17 protein-coding genes are annotated in these 16,261 nt (G+C 56.7%); 6 read left to right on the top strand and 11 right to left on the bottom strand.

The window, feature by feature from the left end; translation table 11 throughout:
- Positions 1-8: 8 nt before the first annotated feature.
- Together AC27K1_RS02670 and AC27K1_RS02665 are read right to left on the bottom strand one after the other, a co-directional pair.
- Positions 9-1,676 carry a glutamine--tRNA ligase/YqeY domain fusion protein gene (locus tag AC27K1_RS02670; RefSeq protein WP_487148125.1) on the bottom strand — a complete coding sequence of 556 codons (1,668 nt, stop codon included), beginning with the start codon at positions 1,674-1,676 and terminating at the stop codon, positions 9-11.
- Between the two features lie 78 nt (positions 1,677-1,754).
- A complete protein-coding gene (locus AC27K1_RS02665; protein ID WP_345194610.1) occupies positions 1,755-1,898 on the bottom strand; it encodes an entericidin A/B family lipoprotein in 144 nt (47 codons plus the stop codon).
- A gap of 326 nt (positions 1,899-2,224) precedes the next feature.
- Between AC27K1_RS02665 and AC27K1_RS02660 the strand changes: the two genes are divergently transcribed.
- Both AC27K1_RS02660 and AC27K1_RS02655 read left to right on the top strand, forming a co-directional pair.
- On the top strand, positions 2,225-2,734 hold the full coding sequence (locus AC27K1_RS02660) for a peptidylprolyl isomerase (protein ID WP_487148123.1): 510 nt from the start codon (positions 2,225-2,227) through the stop codon (positions 2,732-2,734).
- On the top strand, positions 2,685-3,458 hold the full coding sequence (locus AC27K1_RS02655) for a UDP-2,3-diacylglucosamine diphosphatase (RefSeq protein WP_487148121.1): 774 nt from the start codon (positions 2,685-2,687) through the stop codon (positions 3,456-3,458). The genes AC27K1_RS02660 and AC27K1_RS02655 overlap by 50 nt, the downstream gene beginning before the upstream one ends.
- Positions 3,459-3,484: 26 nt before the next feature.
- Here the strand turns inward: AC27K1_RS02655 and AC27K1_RS02650 are convergent, their stop codons facing one another.
- On the bottom strand, positions 3,485-4,129 hold the full coding sequence (locus AC27K1_RS02650) for a MiaE family protein (RefSeq protein ID WP_487148120.1): 645 nt from the start codon (positions 4,127-4,129) through the stop codon (positions 3,485-3,487).
- A gap of 280 nt (positions 4,130-4,409) precedes the next feature.
- Between AC27K1_RS02650 and AC27K1_RS02645 the strand changes: the two genes are divergently transcribed.
- The 4 genes from AC27K1_RS02645 (at position 4,410) to AC27K1_RS02630 (ending at position 9,351) form a co-directional block, all read left to right on the top strand.
- Positions 4,410-4,850 carry a hypothetical protein gene (locus AC27K1_RS02645; protein WP_487148119.1) on the top strand — a complete coding sequence of 147 codons (441 nt, stop codon included), beginning with the start codon at positions 4,410-4,412 and terminating at the stop codon, positions 4,848-4,850.
- A gap of 145 nt (positions 4,851-4,995) precedes the next feature.
- Entirely contained in the window at positions 4,996-5,865 is an 870-nt protein-coding gene (locus AC27K1_RS02640) for a universal stress protein (protein WP_487148118.1), read from the top strand.
- Between the two features lie 329 nt (positions 5,866-6,194).
- Complete coding sequence (acnB, locus tag AC27K1_RS02635) at positions 6,195-8,786, top strand: bifunctional aconitate hydratase 2/2-methylisocitrate dehydratase (protein ID WP_487148117.1); 2,592 nt, start codon at positions 6,195-6,197, stop codon at positions 8,784-8,786.
- Between the two features lie 76 nt (positions 8,787-8,862).
- Complete coding sequence (locus AC27K1_RS02630) at positions 8,863-9,351, top strand: DUF4442 domain-containing protein (RefSeq protein ID WP_487148116.1); 489 nt, start codon at positions 8,863-8,865, stop codon at positions 9,349-9,351.
- 51 nt (positions 9,352-9,402) lie between these two features.
- Here the strand turns inward: AC27K1_RS02630 and AC27K1_RS02625 are convergent, their stop codons facing one another.
- From AC27K1_RS02625 to AC27K1_RS02590, 8 genes are read right to left on the bottom strand one after another with little or no spacing between them, the layout of a single operon-like run.
- Positions 9,403-10,068 carry an OmpA family protein gene (locus tag AC27K1_RS02625; protein WP_487148114.1) on the bottom strand — a complete coding sequence of 222 codons (666 nt, stop codon included), beginning with the start codon at positions 10,066-10,068 and terminating at the stop codon, positions 9,403-9,405.
- Positions 10,069-10,091: 23 nt separating this feature from the next.
- Positions 10,092-11,417, bottom strand: coding sequence for a TadE/TadG family type IV pilus assembly protein (locus tag AC27K1_RS02620; RefSeq protein WP_487148112.1), 1,326 nt, complete (start codon positions 11,415-11,417; stop codon positions 10,092-10,094).
- 1 nt (position 11,418) lies between these two features.
- Positions 11,419-12,000, bottom strand: a complete 582-nt coding sequence (gene tadF / locus AC27K1_RS02615; RefSeq protein ID WP_487148111.1) for a tight adherence pilus pseudopilin TadF — start codon at positions 11,998-12,000, stop codon at positions 11,419-11,421.
- Positions 11,975-12,460: a TadE/TadG family type IV pilus assembly protein gene (locus AC27K1_RS02610; protein ID WP_487148110.1), complete on the bottom strand. Its 486-nt coding sequence runs from the start codon at positions 12,458-12,460 to the stop codon at positions 11,975-11,977. Before AC27K1_RS02610 ends, tadF begins: the two co-directional genes overlap by 26 nt.
- Positions 12,450-13,214 carry a hypothetical protein gene (locus AC27K1_RS02605; RefSeq protein WP_487148109.1) on the bottom strand — a complete coding sequence of 255 codons (765 nt, stop codon included), beginning with the start codon at positions 13,212-13,214 and terminating at the stop codon, positions 12,450-12,452. Before AC27K1_RS02605 ends, AC27K1_RS02610 begins: the two co-directional genes overlap by 11 nt.
- On the bottom strand, positions 13,207-14,064 hold the full coding sequence (locus AC27K1_RS02600; protein WP_487148108.1) for a type II secretion system F family protein: 858 nt from the start codon (positions 14,062-14,064) through the stop codon (positions 13,207-13,209). The genes AC27K1_RS02605 and AC27K1_RS02600 overlap by 8 nt, the downstream gene beginning before the upstream one ends.
- Complete coding sequence (locus AC27K1_RS02595) at positions 14,064-14,978, bottom strand: type II secretion system F family protein (protein ID WP_487148106.1); 915 nt, start codon at positions 14,976-14,978, stop codon at positions 14,064-14,066. Before AC27K1_RS02595 ends, AC27K1_RS02600 begins: the two co-directional genes overlap by 1 nt.
- Entirely contained in the window at positions 14,975-16,258 is a 1,284-nt protein-coding gene (locus AC27K1_RS02590) for a TadA family conjugal transfer-associated ATPase (protein ID WP_487148105.1), read from the bottom strand. Before AC27K1_RS02590 ends, AC27K1_RS02595 begins: the two co-directional genes overlap by 4 nt.
- Positions 16,259-16,261 lie beyond the last annotated feature (3 nt).

Below are 16,261 nucleotides of genomic sequence, written 5' to 3'. Positions count from 1 at the left end.
GGGCTTCATTATTTACCCTGGGTATCCTTGAGACCGATGGTCAGGTTGAAAACGGGATTTTCAGCCGTGTGGTCCAAACGATCCGCCACGAAGTACCCTTCCCGCTCAAACTGGAAGCCCTGTTCCGGCTTTGCATCAGCAAGCCCCGGCTCAATCCAGGCCTGCATCACCGCCAGCGATTCAGGATTTACATGCTTCATGAAATCTTCTTCACCACGATCCGGCGCTTCATGGGTAAACAGGCGGTCATAAATACGCAGTTCCGCCTGACGTCCGTGCGTCGCCGAAACCCAGTGAATCACACCACGGGGACGAATATCCTCCGGCGGATTCTCCCCGACAGTTCCCGGCACCAGCGTTGCACGGACTTCAACGATCTTGCCGTCATCATCCTTGACCACTTCGTCAGCCCGGATGACATAGGCACTGCGCAGACGCACCCACTCACCCAGCACCAGACGCTTGAATTTCTTACGGGACAGGGTGGTGTCTTCGGTGAAATCTGACCGGTCGATGTAGATCTCGCGGGTAAATGGCAGAACTCGCTCACCCATCTCAGGACGGTTAGGGTGTGCCGCCGCAGTCATTTCCTGAACCTCGCCTTCAGGCAGATTGGTAATGACGACTTTCAGCGGATCCAGTACAGCCATGGCCCGGGCCGCATTCTCGTTCAGGTCATCACGGATCGCATGCTCGAGCATGGCTACATCCACAATACCGTCAGAACGGGTCACACCGATCATGTCGCAGAATTTACGAATCGCGGACGGTGTATAGCCCCGGCGGCGCATACCAGAGATGGTCGGCATCCGTGGATCATCCCAACCTGATACAACGGCTTCATCCACCAGCTTCTTCAGCTTCCGCTTGCTGGTCACGGTGTAGTTCAGGTTGAGACGCGCAAATTCATACTGGCGCGGCTTATGGGGAACCGGCAGGTTGTCAATGAACCAGTCGTACAGAGGCCGGTGATCCTGGAATTCCAGCGTGCAGATGGAATGGGTAATCCCCTCAATGGCGTCTTCCTGGCCATGGGCAAAGTCATAGCTCGGGTAGATGCACCACTTGTCACCGGTCTGGTGATGGGACTGCTTGCGAATCCGGTACAGGATCGGGTCACGCAGGTTCATGTTCGAGCTGGCCATATCAATCCTGGCCCGCAGCACCTTGGCGCCTTCATCAAATTCGCCGGCGCGCATGCGCTCAAAAAGATCCAGGTTCTCTTCAGCACTGCGCGTACGGTAAGGGCTATCCTTACCCGGCTTGGTGGCCCACCCCCGGTATTCACTGGCTTCTTCCGGTGACAGGTCACAGACGTAAGCCTTGCCTTCACGGATCAGGTGCAGCGCCCACTCGTAGAATGTATCAAAGTAATCGGAGGCATAACGCACCTCGCCCGCCCACTGGAAGCCCAGCCAGCGTACGTCTTCCTTGATCGCATCGACGTATACCTGTTCTTCCTTTTCCGGATTGGTATCGTCAAAGCGCAGGTTACATTGCCCCTGGTATTTTTCAGCCAGTCCGAAGTTCAGACAGATGGACTTGGCGTGTCCCACATGCAGAAAGCCGTTGGGCTCCGGAGGGAAACGGGTGCAGATGGAAGCGAACTTGCCGTCGGCCAGATCTTTATCAATGATCTGCTCAAGAAAATGGCTGGGTTTGTCTGTGGTACTCATCGTATGCCGGTGAAACTCAGAAAATAAACGGTTGATAGACAGTAATATGAAGAAACGCGAAATCAGCGTCGGGTACGCTTACTGCCCGGCACTCTGTTCAATCTTGTTGCCCAGGGCCTGAATATCCTTGCCAAGGCCTTCCATGGTATTACAGCCGCCAGTCACCAGAATCATAACTGCCAGCAATGCAGTGGTAACCAGACCCGGTATCCTGCGTGTCATAGTAAATCCTTAGCGGGAATGCGCCTCTGCCGGAAATCAGCAGGGTGGGAAATGCCAATTGTCAATCAGACGCAGAGATTACCACTATCACTATAACAGTTAAATCCCCCGCCTTCGCCGGAATCACGGGCAAACCCGCGTTATTTTCTCGGACAATACCGACAGCAATACCAACAAGGCATTGGTCTTGGCGAAAACTGAAGCTATCATATGGCCAATCTGCACCCTCAACGGACAGCAGCAACCCTTCGGGCCGCGATTCAGTCCAGGTCATCCCGGGACAGAAACAGTGGTCTGCCAGTAGTAACAGCATCTAAGGCACGTATATGGTAATTCTTCACACCAATTTCGGTGACATCAAACTGGAGCTGGATGCCGAGAAGGCGCCCAAGACTGTCGCAAACTTTCTGGAGTATGTGAAAAAGGGCCACTACAACAACACCATTTTCCACCGTGTTATCAACGGTTTCATGATCCAGGGCGGCGGCTTTGAGCCCGAGATGAAGGAAAAAGACACAACCAACCCCATTGAGAACGAAGCCGACAACGGTTTGAAGAACAACACCGGCAGCATCGCCATGGCCCGCACCATGGATCCCCACTCCGCCACCGCACAGTTCTTCATCAACGTTGCCGACAACGACTTCCTCAACCACACCAGCAAAGACGCCCAGGGCTGGGGTTACGCCGTATTCGGCAAAGTGGTTGATGGCATGGATGTGGTCGAGAAGATCAAATCCGTCCAGACCGGCAATGCAGGCTTCCACCAGGACGTGCCCGTGGAAGATGTCATCATTGAATCCGCCGAAGTGGTGGAGCCTGCGGTCGTTGCCTAGTCTCTTTATCTCAGACCTTCACCTGATGCCCGAGCGACCCGATGTCGCCCGGGCATTCCATGGTTTCCTGCAAGGCAAGGCGCTTGAGGCAGAATCACTCTACATCCTGGGTGATTTCTTTGAATACTGGATTGGCGATGACGCCATGGACAGTTTTCATCTTGAGATTGCCGAAGCCCTGCTCCGCTACACAGCAACAGGCCGGAATGTCTTCTTCATGCCCGGCAACCGGGATTTTCTGGTTGGAAAGTCTTTCTGCCGCAAAACCGGTGCCACCTGGCTGGATGATCCCACGCTGGTCACTTTGGACGAAACGCCGATTTTACTGATGCATGGCGACAGCCTCTGCACACTGGATACTGGCTACCTCCGGTTTCGAAGAATCGTTCGCAACCCATTGATTCAATGGCTATTTAACCACCTGCCATTAAAAACGCGGAAACGTATCGCTGAAAAGCTGCGCACCAAAAGTCGTGATGCTGGTTCAGCAAAACCCCTGACCATTATGGATGTGACGCCTGAAGCCGTTTCGGACATCATGCAGGCACATCAAACGCTAACGCTGGTGCACGGCCACACTCACCGCCCTGCAACACATGCACTACAACTGGACGGCGCCCCTGCCCAACGCATTGTTCTGGGAGATTGGGACAAAGATGGCTGGTACCTGGAGTTCAACAAAGGCCATTTCAACCTGGCGCACTTTCCGATCCCGAACCTCTGAAACAGATCGGGATCAGAAGAACGAGACTACACCGCCTCAATAGCCTCGGCGTCAGCAACTTCAATCGCTTTCACGGGTACGCCGCTATGGAAACGAAACTCTGTGTCTGCCCGTAAAATCGCTTCACATTCAATCTCGGCAAAATCCGCAACGCGCGATGTGATTGAGCCATCTGACACATTCATGCCCAACACCAGGTAATCCTGAAAATGACGCGCCTCAGACTTAAGCAGAGAGCGATAAAACCTGGCCAGCTCATCATCCAGATAAGGCGCCAGCTTGCTGAACCGCTCACAGGATCGCGCCTCGATAAATGCGCCAACAATCAACGTATCAATCAAACGCAGCGGCTCCTGCTTTCTGACATGCTCCCGTAAAGTCGTTGCATAACGGGAAGCCGAGACATACCGATATTCAACGCCGCGATGCTGCATGATGGCAAACACCTGCTCAAAATGGCGGAGTTCTTCCCTGGCCAGCCGGGACATCTTGTTCTGAAGATCGCTATGTTCGACATAACGGAACATCAAATTGAGCGCGGTTGCTGCGGCCTTTTTCTCACAATTGGCATGATCAATCAGGAGGATATCCTGGTTTTCCAATGCCGATTGAATCCAGGCATCCGGTGTTTCGCACAGTAAGAACTCATCCAGCCCTGGCAATGCCCCCATTTTTTTCTCCCCCCCATCAGTCAAGTTCGAAGCATTATAAAAACACCTTTAACAAAGCCAAGTACTGAATAAAAAAGGTCTACCCTTCAACGGAATAACGATATTACTTCAACTTATTCATCGGGAGGCAATCAATCATGCCGCTGAATCATACCCACCCTGCTTCTTTGCCTTTTCCTGTCCGCACACGGCTTTCTATATACATCCGATAACACTTCTCGGCACGGTTCTCAGCTGTTGTCAGTTCACCACTATAACGATCTGGAAATATTATTACTCAATGCTCAACCGGTACGCGCTTCTCAATTATCAGTTTTGTGAATGCGATGACGACACCAATACAGGAGACACAAGCGACTCTTCAGAGGAACAATGGAAGCCCAATCGGTTTATTGCATCGGTCGACTGGCAAACCTTCTGGCGAGTTCCTCCCGATTACAATGACCCCAATATAAATTACCTGATCACCTTCGGGCATAACTTTATGAATGTCGCTGATCTGAACTACCTCTTTTTTGACAACGATGCGAAGCCACACCCTAGCCATGAACACGATTGGGTTAAGCTAACCGTCCACTATGCCGTTTGCAGCGATACCCCCGAGCAACTGAACTTCCACATGAGCAAACGCATAGTGGCAACCAACAACCCACAGGAAACCCATAAATCACGGGTTTACGGCCTCTGTCCTCTCAGCGCAATCCGCTTCTACAGAAATTAAGCAGAGTAGGCACGCACGCCACGATTTGAACGAGCGTTTGAAATTAGAGACCAGCATTGACATAGATCAATCGCGGCGTATTTTACCTCGGCTATGATCTGATCAAACCTTGGTCAAATGACATTGGATAGGGAGGTATACGGGCATGCGTGCTCTCAAGAAGATGCTGGTGATCGTAGACACCAGACAGGACAAACATCTTGCACTGGCCAGAGCCCGGTTACTGGCAAAGGCCACCGGCGCTACCATTCATGCCCTGGCACCGAACCCTCGTGCCAGTGAAGCCTCCCTTAAGGTGCTGGAAACCCTGATCAAGCCGCTGCAGGATGAAGGACTGGAGGTCATACCCCACGAGCAGTGGCATAACAATGCCGTGGAAACCATCATCCATGTCCGGCAGGCGGAAGGCTGCGACCTCGTCGTCAAACAGGCTAAGCGGGCTGACAACGTTGCCAAGGTCATCAGCACCCCTGAAGACTGGTCCCTGTTGCGCAAATGCCGGGTACCCGTGTTAATGGTCAAGCATACGGATCCCTGGACAGACGGTAAGATTCTCGCCGCCATTGATGCCAACCCCAATGACAGCGAGCACCAGGTGCTGAATGAAGTGATTCTGGAATATGCGGCAGCTATCGCCGGTGTTGCCGATGCCGAATGCCATATCGCCTCCGCCCACCCTGCACCCATGCTGTCTTCTGCGGACCCGGACAAACAGACGCAGGAAGGTATGCGTTTCAGCTACCAGGCCGGCTGCAAACCCTTTGCCGATCGTTATGAAATCCCTGCAGAAGACATCCATGTCGAAGAAGGTCCGGCGGAAACCCTGATCCCTGCCATCGCCAAGCGGATTGATGCTGACCTTGTGGTCATGGGTACTGTCGCCCGGACGGGCATCAAGGGCGCACTGATGGGAAATACGGCCGAATTACTGCTGGGCGCCATCGAGTGTGACGTCCTGACCTTGAAACCCCGTGACATCATGGAGCCACTGGAACAAACACTCTACCGCTTCTAAAACAGACAACAGGATAAAAAGCCGGTCACCAAACCGGCTTTTTTTATGCCCCGACCAAGGCACTATTCACTAACAAAATACCGGCTATTTCGGTATTTCCTTAACTTGCCCGGGGCCTTCGAGTATACTTTTCGGGCCAGAAAAATTCTATAAACCCAGACGATGGCCCTGCCATAGGCTGGTTTTGCCACGGGATTCCCTGACGTATCAGTGCCTTTCCGGTACGTTCCGCCATAAAAGCCGGCAAGCCCTGAAAGTGTCCAGCCCGAACCCCGTATGACAAGCCCGCCCGCACTACCGTGGCAGGTGAAGTGATGAGGAAATCAAACGTGTTAGAAGCATATCGCGCCCACGTCGCAGAACGTGCTGCAGAAGGTGTACCACCCAAACCTCTGAGTGCCGAGCAGGTCACCGGTCTGGTAGAGCTGCTGAAAAATCCGCCGGCCGGGGAAGAAGACTTCCTGCTGGATCTGCTTGAAAACCGTATTCCCCCCGGTGTTGATGAAGCCGCTTATGTGAAAGCCGGTTTTCTGTCCGCCGTGGCTAAAGGTGAGTCCGAATCGCCCCTGCTGACCAAAGAGAAGGCGGTCCAGCTGCTGGGTATGATGCTGGGCGGCTACAACATCGAAACACTGGTCGGCCTGCTGGATGATGCCGCCCTGGGCGCGCTGGCCGCTGAACAACTGAAAAAGACCCTGCTGGTCTTTGACGCCTTCCACGACGTGGAGGAAAAAGCCACGGCCGGTAACGACAATGCCAAAGCGGTCCTGCAATCCTGGGCTGACGCGGAGTGGTTTACCCAGCGCAGCAAAGTGCAGGACAGCATCAAGGTTGCCGTCTTCAAAGTTACCGGCGAAACCAACACTGACGACCTGTCCCCTGCCCCTGACGCCTGGTCACGTCCTGACATCCCACTGCACGCCCGTGCCGCCTACAAGATGCCCCGTGATGGCCTGACCCCGGAAGAGCCCGGCGTCACCGGCCCCATGAGCCAGGTTGACGCGATCAAGGCCCAGGGCCTGCCTGTCGCTTTCGTGGGTGATGTTGTGGGTACCGGTTCTTCCCGTAAGTCCGCCACCAACTCTGTGCTCTGGTTCTTCGGTGAAGATATCCCGGGCGTTCCCAACAAGCGCTCTGGCGGCATCTGTATCGGCAGCAAAGTGGCGCCAATCTTCTTCAACACCATGGAAGATGCCGGCGCGCTGGTATTTGAAGCCCCGGTTGACCAGCTCAACATGGGCGATGTCATCGAAATCCGTCCTTACGATGGCAAGATTCTGTCTGAATCCGGCGATGTGCTCTCTGAATTCGGCTTCAAGTCAGACGTTATTCTGGATGAGGTTCAGGCTGGCGGCCGTATCAACCTGATCATTGGCCGCGGGCTGACCGACAAGGCCCGTGAAGCACTGGGCCTGGAACCTTCCGACGTTTTCCGCCGCCCTGCTGACGCACAAGCCAGCAGTAAAGGTTACACGCTGGCACAGAAGATGGTCGGCAAAGCCTGCGGCGTCGAAGGCGTACGCCCTGGCCAGTACTGCGAACCGAAGATGGCCACTGTCGGCTCCCAGGACACCACCGGCCCCATGACCCGCGACGAACTGAAAGACCTGGCCTGCCTGGGCTTCTCGTCTGACCTGGTCATGCAGTCCTTCTGTCATACCGCTGCTTACCCGAAGCCGGTTGACATTGAAATGCAGCACACCCTGCCCGACTTCATCATGAACCGTGGCGGTGTGGCACTGCGTCCTGGCGACGGCATCATCCACAGCTGGCTGAACCGGATGCTGATGCCTGACACGGTCGGCACCGGCGGCGACTCCCATACCCGTTTCCCGCTGGGTATTTCCTTCCCGGCTGGTTCCGGCCTGGTCGCCTTCGCAGCAGCCACCGGCGTGATGCCGCTGGATATGCCAGAGTCCGTACTGGTTCGCTTCAAGGGCGAAATGCAACCTGGCATTACCCTGCGCGACCTGGTTCACGCCATTCCACTGTATGGCATTAAGCAAGGTCTGCTGACCGTCGAGAAGAAAGGCAAGAAGAACATCTTCTCCGGCCGCATCCTTGAGATTGAAGGTCTGGAAACCCTGACCGCGGAACAGGCGTTCGAGCTGTCCGATGCCTCTGCCGAGCGTTCTGCAGCCGGCTGTACTATTACGCTCTCGGAAGAATCCGTCGGCGAGTACCTGAAGTCCAACATCACCATGCTGCGCTGGATGATCAGTGAAGGTTACGGTGACGCACGTACCCTGGAACGTCGCGCGAAGAAGATGGAAGAGTGGCTGGCCAATCCGCAGCTGATGCGTGCGGATGCTGACGCCGAATATGCCGCCGTCATTGATATCGACCTCGCGGAAATCAAGGAGCCCATCCTCTGCGCCCCGAACGATCCCGATGACGCCCGCACGCTCTCCGATGTTGCCGGTGACAAGATCGACGAGGTGTTCCTCGGTTCCTGCATGACCAATATCGGTCACTTCCGCGCGGCCGGTAAGCTGCTGGAACAAAACAGCGACCCGCTGCAGACCCGGTTCTGGATGTCACCGCCAACCAAAATGGACAAGAGCCAGCTGGAACAGGAAGGTTATTACGACATCTACGACAAAGCAGGCGTCAGGACCGAGATTCCCGGCTGTTCACTGTGCATGGGTAACCAGGCCCGCGTGGAACCCGGCGCGACAGTGCTCTCCACCTCAACCCGTAACTTCCCGAACCGTCTGGGTGACGGCGCCAACGTCTACCTGTGCTCAGCGGAACTGGCGGCGGTTGGTGCGATTCTCGGCAAAATTCCATCCGCTGAGGAATACATGGCGTATGCCAAAAACATCAACGCCATGGCGGGTGATATCTATCGCTACCTGAACTTTGACCAGATCCAGAGCTACCAGGAAGCGGCGGATAACATTATCGCCAAAGCCGGTTAACCTAAGCCGGAAACGGGATCAGAGCTTCTGATCCCGTTTTTTTTCGCCCAAAACCCAATAAGAAACAGGAATGACCATGGCAGGTAATCGACTCAGCCGTATTGTCGCCAAGACGCAGAAAGCCCCGCCTTTCATGCAATCCTGGTTATTGACGAAAGTGTTTGGCACCGCCATCAAGTTTGCCGGGACAGCCAGGGTAGATATTCATCATCTCAGCCACCGGGAAAGCCGCCTGACTATCAAAAACCGCAGGCGGGTGCAGAACCACATAGGCAGTGTCCATGCCTGCGCCATGGCCCTGCTGGCGGAATCCGCGACGGGCTATATCGTTGGCATGAATGTGCCGGATGACCGGGTGCCGGTGATCAAGAGCATGCATATCGACTACGTCAAACGGGCCACCGGCGACCTGCATGCGGTCGCCACGCTCACCGATGAACAGGTTCAGCAGATTCAAACCACGGAGAAAGGGGAAGTCACCGTCGCGGTGACGATCACGGATGAAAAAGGGGTTGAACCGATCAGGGCGGAAATGATCTGGGCCTGGACGCCGAAACGTCGATAATCCCTAGCCGCTGGCGCTGGCGATGGTTCCGGCAGCGCCAAGGCGTCGCGGTCAGCGCGCGGTGCGGACGATGATATCGACCCGCCGGTTTTCAGCCCGCCCTGCCGGTTCCCGGTTGTCCCCGACCGGCGCCGTCCCACCCAGCGAGCGCACCACCAGCTGCTCTGGCAACACCCCTTCATCAATCAGGAAACCGGCCACGTTGCTGGCCCGGCGCTGGCCCAGCTGCAGGTTATAGGCCGCCCCGCCCTCGCTGTCGGTATGTCCTTCCAGCAGAAACAGCTGATGACTGTCACGCAGCGTCGGGGCAATTTGAGCCAGCTTTGCCCGTGCAGTATCAGAAAGGCCGCTCTGGTCAAACGTGAAATGCACACGGGTCGCCTGCGCCCCGTCGGGCCAGGCTATGCCATTGTGCGCTGACGCACCTTCCGGCAGCGGCACGCAATCCGCACGGTCTCCGTCGGCCTGCCATTCCGACAGCGCCTGCGGGTCACTGCTGTAGACAGACGCTGTTTCCTGCATTTTGCCATTACTGTGCAGACGCACGAGATGGCTTGAGCCAACACTGACCTGCTGAGTATAGGGTTCACCGCCCGACAGGCAGCGAACCGCTGCCACCGGCGCACTGGCCACTGCGGTTGACGTCACGCCAGCCCACAGCAGGACTGCGGACGCCAGGGCGGTCATGTTACGATTTGCTTCTATCAATTCTCTCACTTCCGTTTCCCGTTACCGGGGTCTTACTGACCGCCACCCATTGCGTCATCAAAATACAGGTGTCCCACTTCCTCGCTGTTGCTAACCAGGTTCAACAGCAGGTCATAAACGTCGTCCATGTTTTTGGCGGTAAAGACATTACCGGGACCGGCGCAATTTTGCAGGTTGGGATCTTTCCTGGCGTCATAATCAATACCGATCACGACAATTCTCGACTGTACGGGCCTTCCCGAGACACGCTGGCTGTCCAGCTTTGTGCGAATCTTGTCGCAATAGGAATTTTTATATCTCCACCCTTCCAGCAATTTGCCATGCACCGTTTTCCGATACTCAAAATCCTCACCGTCGGAAAGGACCACTATCAGCCGAAATGGGTTTTTACCATTCAAGGCAATTTGCGCCGCCCGCATAATGCCTTCATAAGAAGCCGTCCCGCCGTTGGCCTTCATGCCGCCAATCTTTGTTGTGAGTGCTTCGGCATTATTAACCGGCAACACCGTATAAAAATTGCTGTCATTCTTGTTATCGTAATTGTCGCAATTTTTGGGTGTAAACATCGCATCAATCACGTCTTGCACGGAATCTTCCATCTTTCCATCCGTGATGGTCACCTGCCTGATCTGGCAGCGCCCACTCTCGTTGTCCTCATCCTCATCGTCGTCATCATCATCCCTGGCCTGAACAAATTGACGGGTATGGAAATTGAATGGCACCAGTGCCATCGTGTTCTTCTCCTGCAGCGTATCGGAATACTCCTCCACCTTAACGGCAACATCAGAGACAATTTTTTTCAGGCGGGTGATTTTTGTCTCTTTATCCCAGTGGTTCCATTTTTCATTCATGGAACCTGAAAAATCCGCCACAAAAACCACGTCAATGCCGGAGCCATAGTATTTCCGTGACACGGCGTCCATCCCCATATCTATTGTGTCGGGGAATCCCAGGCCGTCAACGCCCCAGTCCGGGAACCAGCTGTTGAGGGTTGACGTCAGATGGATCTGGTACTGGTAAAAACGACGGCTATCATCGGTTCCGCCACAGTCAACATTGGCGCCGCACTCCGTACGGGCGACAGAGACGCGGATATTGTCAACGTCAGGCATCATCGCACCGATATAGGTTTCTGCGAGCTTCTGGTTTTCGTCGTGGTTTTCGCTGCCACGGGCGCTGATCGCCAGGGATGCCACCTCGGCGGCATCCCGGAAACGGCCCTTGAGACCGAGATAGCGACCGCCCTCAAGGGTGAGGGTAATAAAACCCAGCAGCACAGGCAGCATAATCGCGAACATGATGGCCGCGGCGCCCTGTTGTCGCCGGGGAAACGGGGTTTTCATCAATGTGCCACTCATCCTAACGGCCCAGCATGATGGCGTTGGCCTTGACCAGGGAATAACCGGGACCCACCAGGTCACCAAGACTGTTGTTGTCCCGGTAACAGAGCGTGACCTGGTACAGGCTGGCAGGACGACGCCAGCTGGTCTGGATATGCAAACCTTTCATTTCTCCCAGTCGTTTATCCGGCAGGCAGTCTATGCCGCCTTTCAGCGCGGTCGTGCCGTATGGCTTGTTGTTTTCCGCATTGAATTTCTGCTGTTCCAGAAAATACCCCATGCGATTCTCGTCGAAACCGACCATGGTGCGCCGCATGGATTGCTTGACGATGTTGTAAACCATGGTTGCCTCTCCAGGCTCTACCTTCTCACTTTCAATAACGCTGTCAGCCGTGGTTTCGTCGTACAACTGCACACGCTCTTTAATGATGTTTACCGCCGAGTAAGCCAGCACCCGCAACCGTCCCTGGAGCGTCTGCTTGCCCACCATATCGGTGAGGAATACGAGCACCAGGGCGATCACCGGCGCGATCAGGGCAAACTCCACCATGAACACGCCTGACTGCCTGCCACACTTAATATTCAAACTTTGACCGTTCATATTCCTGCACCGCAATCACTTCACGGGTAATCGACAGGGTCTTGTCCGATGGCAAAAAAGCCGAAAAAAACAACGGCTGGTACGGGTACGACAACCGGTAAACGGCCAGGGGCGCAAGCCGGGCGCTGGTAGCCTGCGTACCTTGCGCAAGATCAGCCACTTCCTTGTAATAGTGGGTTTCCATTCTGAATTGTTTGGCATCCAGGAAATGCGCCCAGAGTGAATCTGACGTCTCAAGCACCGCTGTGAACCGATCGGTGTAATAGTCTTCACCCTGCTGTCCGCCATCATTCCGCGACACCCTGCTCGCCTCCACCACGGCGTAATCGACCACAGAGCTGACAAAACCCAGGTAACTGACCTCAATCCAGTAAAAAATAACCCCCAGGAAAGCCAGCAACCCCAGGGCCACCTCAATAGAAACCACACCGCCCTGTCGACGCATGGGATTACGCATCATCACGCTTTCGCCCCGTGGCTGAGAGGGCGACGTAGTAGGCCTGGCAGGCCTCGCGCCCCCGCCCGCAGACCGCGGTGAACGCCTGCGCCCGACCGCTGCGGGCCAGCGCCAGCAGCAGGTTGGCCGTTACCGTGTCATCAGCCTGGCCGCTGTGGAACAGGGGCATCAGCCGGTCCGCCGCCTGGTCCCAGCGTTGCTCCAGGATATCCAGCATGGCCAGGTTGTTCCGGGCCGTGACATCATCCAGCATCAGGATTCGGGCCTGTTCAAAGTACGCACGGGCCTGGTCATAACGACCGGCGTCAGCCTGCACCAGCCCCAGCTGGTTAAGGATGACGGCCTCATCACCGCGCAGCGACCGGGCCTGCTCCGCCGTCGCCAGCGCGTCACGGTGGTTGCCGGTCGCCAGCAGGGCGCGTGATTTCACCAGCAGGCAATCGCCCCGGTCACGCCCTGCCGTGATGACCGGTTCACAGTAAAACAGCGCCGATTCCGCGTCCCCTGAGGCCAGGTAGGCCCGGGCCAGTTTCAGCCGGTTGTCATCCTGCTCTGCCGGATCAACAGCGTTGGCAAGCCGCCCCCGATATAGCGCCACCAGGCCGGCATGGTTACCCACCGCCTGCAACAGGGTCTCGCTGGCGGCGTCTGCCTTATTTTTCGCAGGAGATTCCACGCCTCCGGTGGCGGCGCAGCCCTGCAATACCAAGGCGGCCGCTACCAGTAGCGACCGGAAAATTCCTCGTCTCTCAACCATTGCTCATCATCCTCATGACGCTGGGCGCGGTGATTAATATCACGACCGGGAACATGATGAACAGGATCAGCGGCAGGGACATTTTTGCCGACAACTTGCCCACTTTTTCTTCCAGCTCCAGCACCTGGATTTCCCGGATATTGGCCGACAGGCTGGTCAACACCTCGTAGATGGAGCTGCCATATTGCAGGCTCTGGCTGAGGGTGTAGACAAAGCTGCGCATCTCGTTGCCGGGAAACTGTTCCATCAGCTCCCCCAGGGCCGTCGGCAACCCGACCACCCGTGAGCGGACATCGGTCTGGCGCATGATCCAGGCCAGGTCCCGGTCAAAGCTTTCCAGTTCCTGGCCCAGGTAGGCGATCGCCGCCTCGATGGTCATACCGGTCTGGACACAGACCGCCATCAGGTCAATCACGTAGGGCAGCTTGCTGGCCACCTGCCGGATCCGCCGGCGCTGGCGCGCCGCCAGCAGCATATCGGGGCCAATGATGACCAGAACCAGAACCACCAGGGTGACCACTAACCGCTGTCGTGTTTCCGCCAGGCCGAACCACTCACCGGAAAGCCACGTGGCCGTGACCAGGGCGCCCCCCAGCACCAGCTTGGCGGGCATATACCAGATCGCCAGCTCGCTCCGGTAAATACCGGCGCGGATGAAGTTGTCGATAACATCCTGCCGCCGGAACGACAACCGCCGTTCCAGCTGCTGGAACAACGTGCGCCAGCCGGTATAGGTGTAGGAAAGCCCCAGTGACTGGCGCATGGTCTGGCGGGCGAAATAGCGGCTGAGCTGGTGCGCCACCAGGCTGGCGACCGCCAGGGATAACAGCATACGAACATCCGGCGTCATCAGCGGATACTCCTCATCAGCGACCAGATGATGCCCAGCCCCAGGGCCTCGCTCAGCAGGACGTAGTAAAGAATGGGGCGACCGGCCTCGTTATGCATGACAAAATCAAAATTGTCAGGCGCCATAAATTTCATCATCACCAGGAAACAGAGCGGGATGGCCGCGACGATCTTGGCCGAGGCCCGGGCCTCGGCAGTCATGGCGTTTTTCTTTTTGTCCAGCGACCGGCTGTTGAACATGACCCGGTTCAGTCGGCCGATCACTTCCTTGAGCTGTCCGCCCCGGTTAACGTTGGCCCGCAGGGCAATGGCGAAAAAGTAAAACGGCGGATACGGAAAACGCTGGCAGGCTTTCCTGAGCACCTCGTCGGGACTCTGGCCCAGGCTGAGACGCTGGCCCATCCGCTTGAATTCCCGTCCGACACTCCCTTCCAATGCATCGCCGACAAAGATGATGGCGTGCATCAGACTTTCGCCGGAACTGATGGCGCTGCTGAGCAGGTTCAGCGCGTCGGGAAACGAGGTCGCGAACAGGCGCTGCTCAAGGATGTGCAATACCCGCACCACCACCGCCATCAGCGTCAGCAGCACCAGCGAGAACAACAGGACAATGGGCCATTTCGGCAACACCCGGGTCAGCACCAGGGTCAGCGCCAGGGACACCCCCAGCAGGCCCAGCAGTTTTACCGGCAAGAGACTACCGGCCTGGGCCTTCAGGTTTTCCAGCTCGGTTTTCAGGCGCTGCCAGAAGGTCTGCTCCAGCAGGTGACGCAGTTTCAGGGCCTGGCGGGCAGCCTGGCCGTCCTGTCCCCCTGCCGCTTTCGCTGCTTCCAGGAAAGCCACCGGACTGCGACGACGGGGCAATACCAGCACCATCAGCATCAGGCCAATGCCGATCAGCAGCATACTGTTCATCGGTACGGCCCCTGGAACGCCCCTTCCAGGAGGGCTTCCATGCCAAAGAAGCGGGCTTTCTGCTTGAGCCGGGAACGGCTGATCAGGCCGGAGGTGATGAAGTCGCCGGTAATGCGGCCGTCGGACTGGCGCCGGTCATAGGTGGGTTCAAACCGGAACACCTCTTCCAGCACCACGTTCTGACCCTCGATACCCATGATTTCGCTGATCGCCATCACCTTCCGGCTGCCGTCATGGAGACGGGAGACCTGAATGATAATGTCCACGGCGCTGGCGATGTTCCGGCGAATAGCCTCCAGCGGCAGGTTTGGCGCCGCCATCATCAGCATGCTTTCCAGTCGGCCGATGGCGTCCCGGGGGGTGTTGGCGTGCAGGGTGGTCATGGAGCCGTCGTGGCCGGTGTTCATGGCCTGCAGCATCTCGAACGCCTCCTGGCCCCGGCACTCACCGATAATGATCCGGTCCGGGCGCATCCGCAGGGAGTTGATCACCAGCTCCCGCTGGCTGATGGCACCGGTATTCTCGATCCCCGCGATCCGGGTTTCCATCCGCACCACGTGGGGCTGCTGCAGCCGCAGCTCGGCGGCGTCCTCAATGGTGATGATCCGCTCCGAGGGCGAAATATGCTGCGACATGGCGTTCAGCAACGTGGTCTTGCCCGAGCCGGTGCCGCCGGAAATCAGGATATTCAGACGGCAGGAAGACGCGATCATCAGCAGGGTTCCCATGGCCGGGGACATGGCGCCGAACCCCACCAGCTGCTCCAGACCGATATTGTCACGGCCGAATTTCCGGATCGAGATCGCGGTGCCGTCCAGGGTCACCGGCGGGATCGCGATGTTGACCCGGCTGCCGTCGGGCAGACGGGCGTCACACATGGGCTGGGATTCATCCACCCGTCGCCCGACCTGCGCGGCAATACGCTTGGCGATACCCAGCAGCTGCTCTTCGTCAATGAAGTTGACATCGGTCTTGGTCAGCTTGCCGCCGCGCTCCACGTAGACGCAGTGCGGCCCGTTCACCATGATGTCGGACACCGCTTCGTCGTCAATCAGCGGCTGCAGGGGGCCGAGTCCCTTGATCTCGTCCACCAGCCGACTGACAAACTCGTTGCGCAGCAGCGTCGGCGCCTGGAGCCGTTCCCGTTCGACCATGACGTCGATGGCGGTCTTGAGCTGCAGGCGCAACTGCTCGATGGTGAGACTGTTGACAGCCTCCGGGTCCAGCGCGGAAAAGATTTTTTCGCGCAGGGTGATATAAAGTCGGTTGGCAGGTTTCATCCG

It is taken from the genome of Kistimonas ophiarachnellae (genome assembly GCF_057552235.1).
Note: the sequence above shows the minus strand (reverse complement) of the source record. Positions and strands in the feature narration are given on the sequence as shown.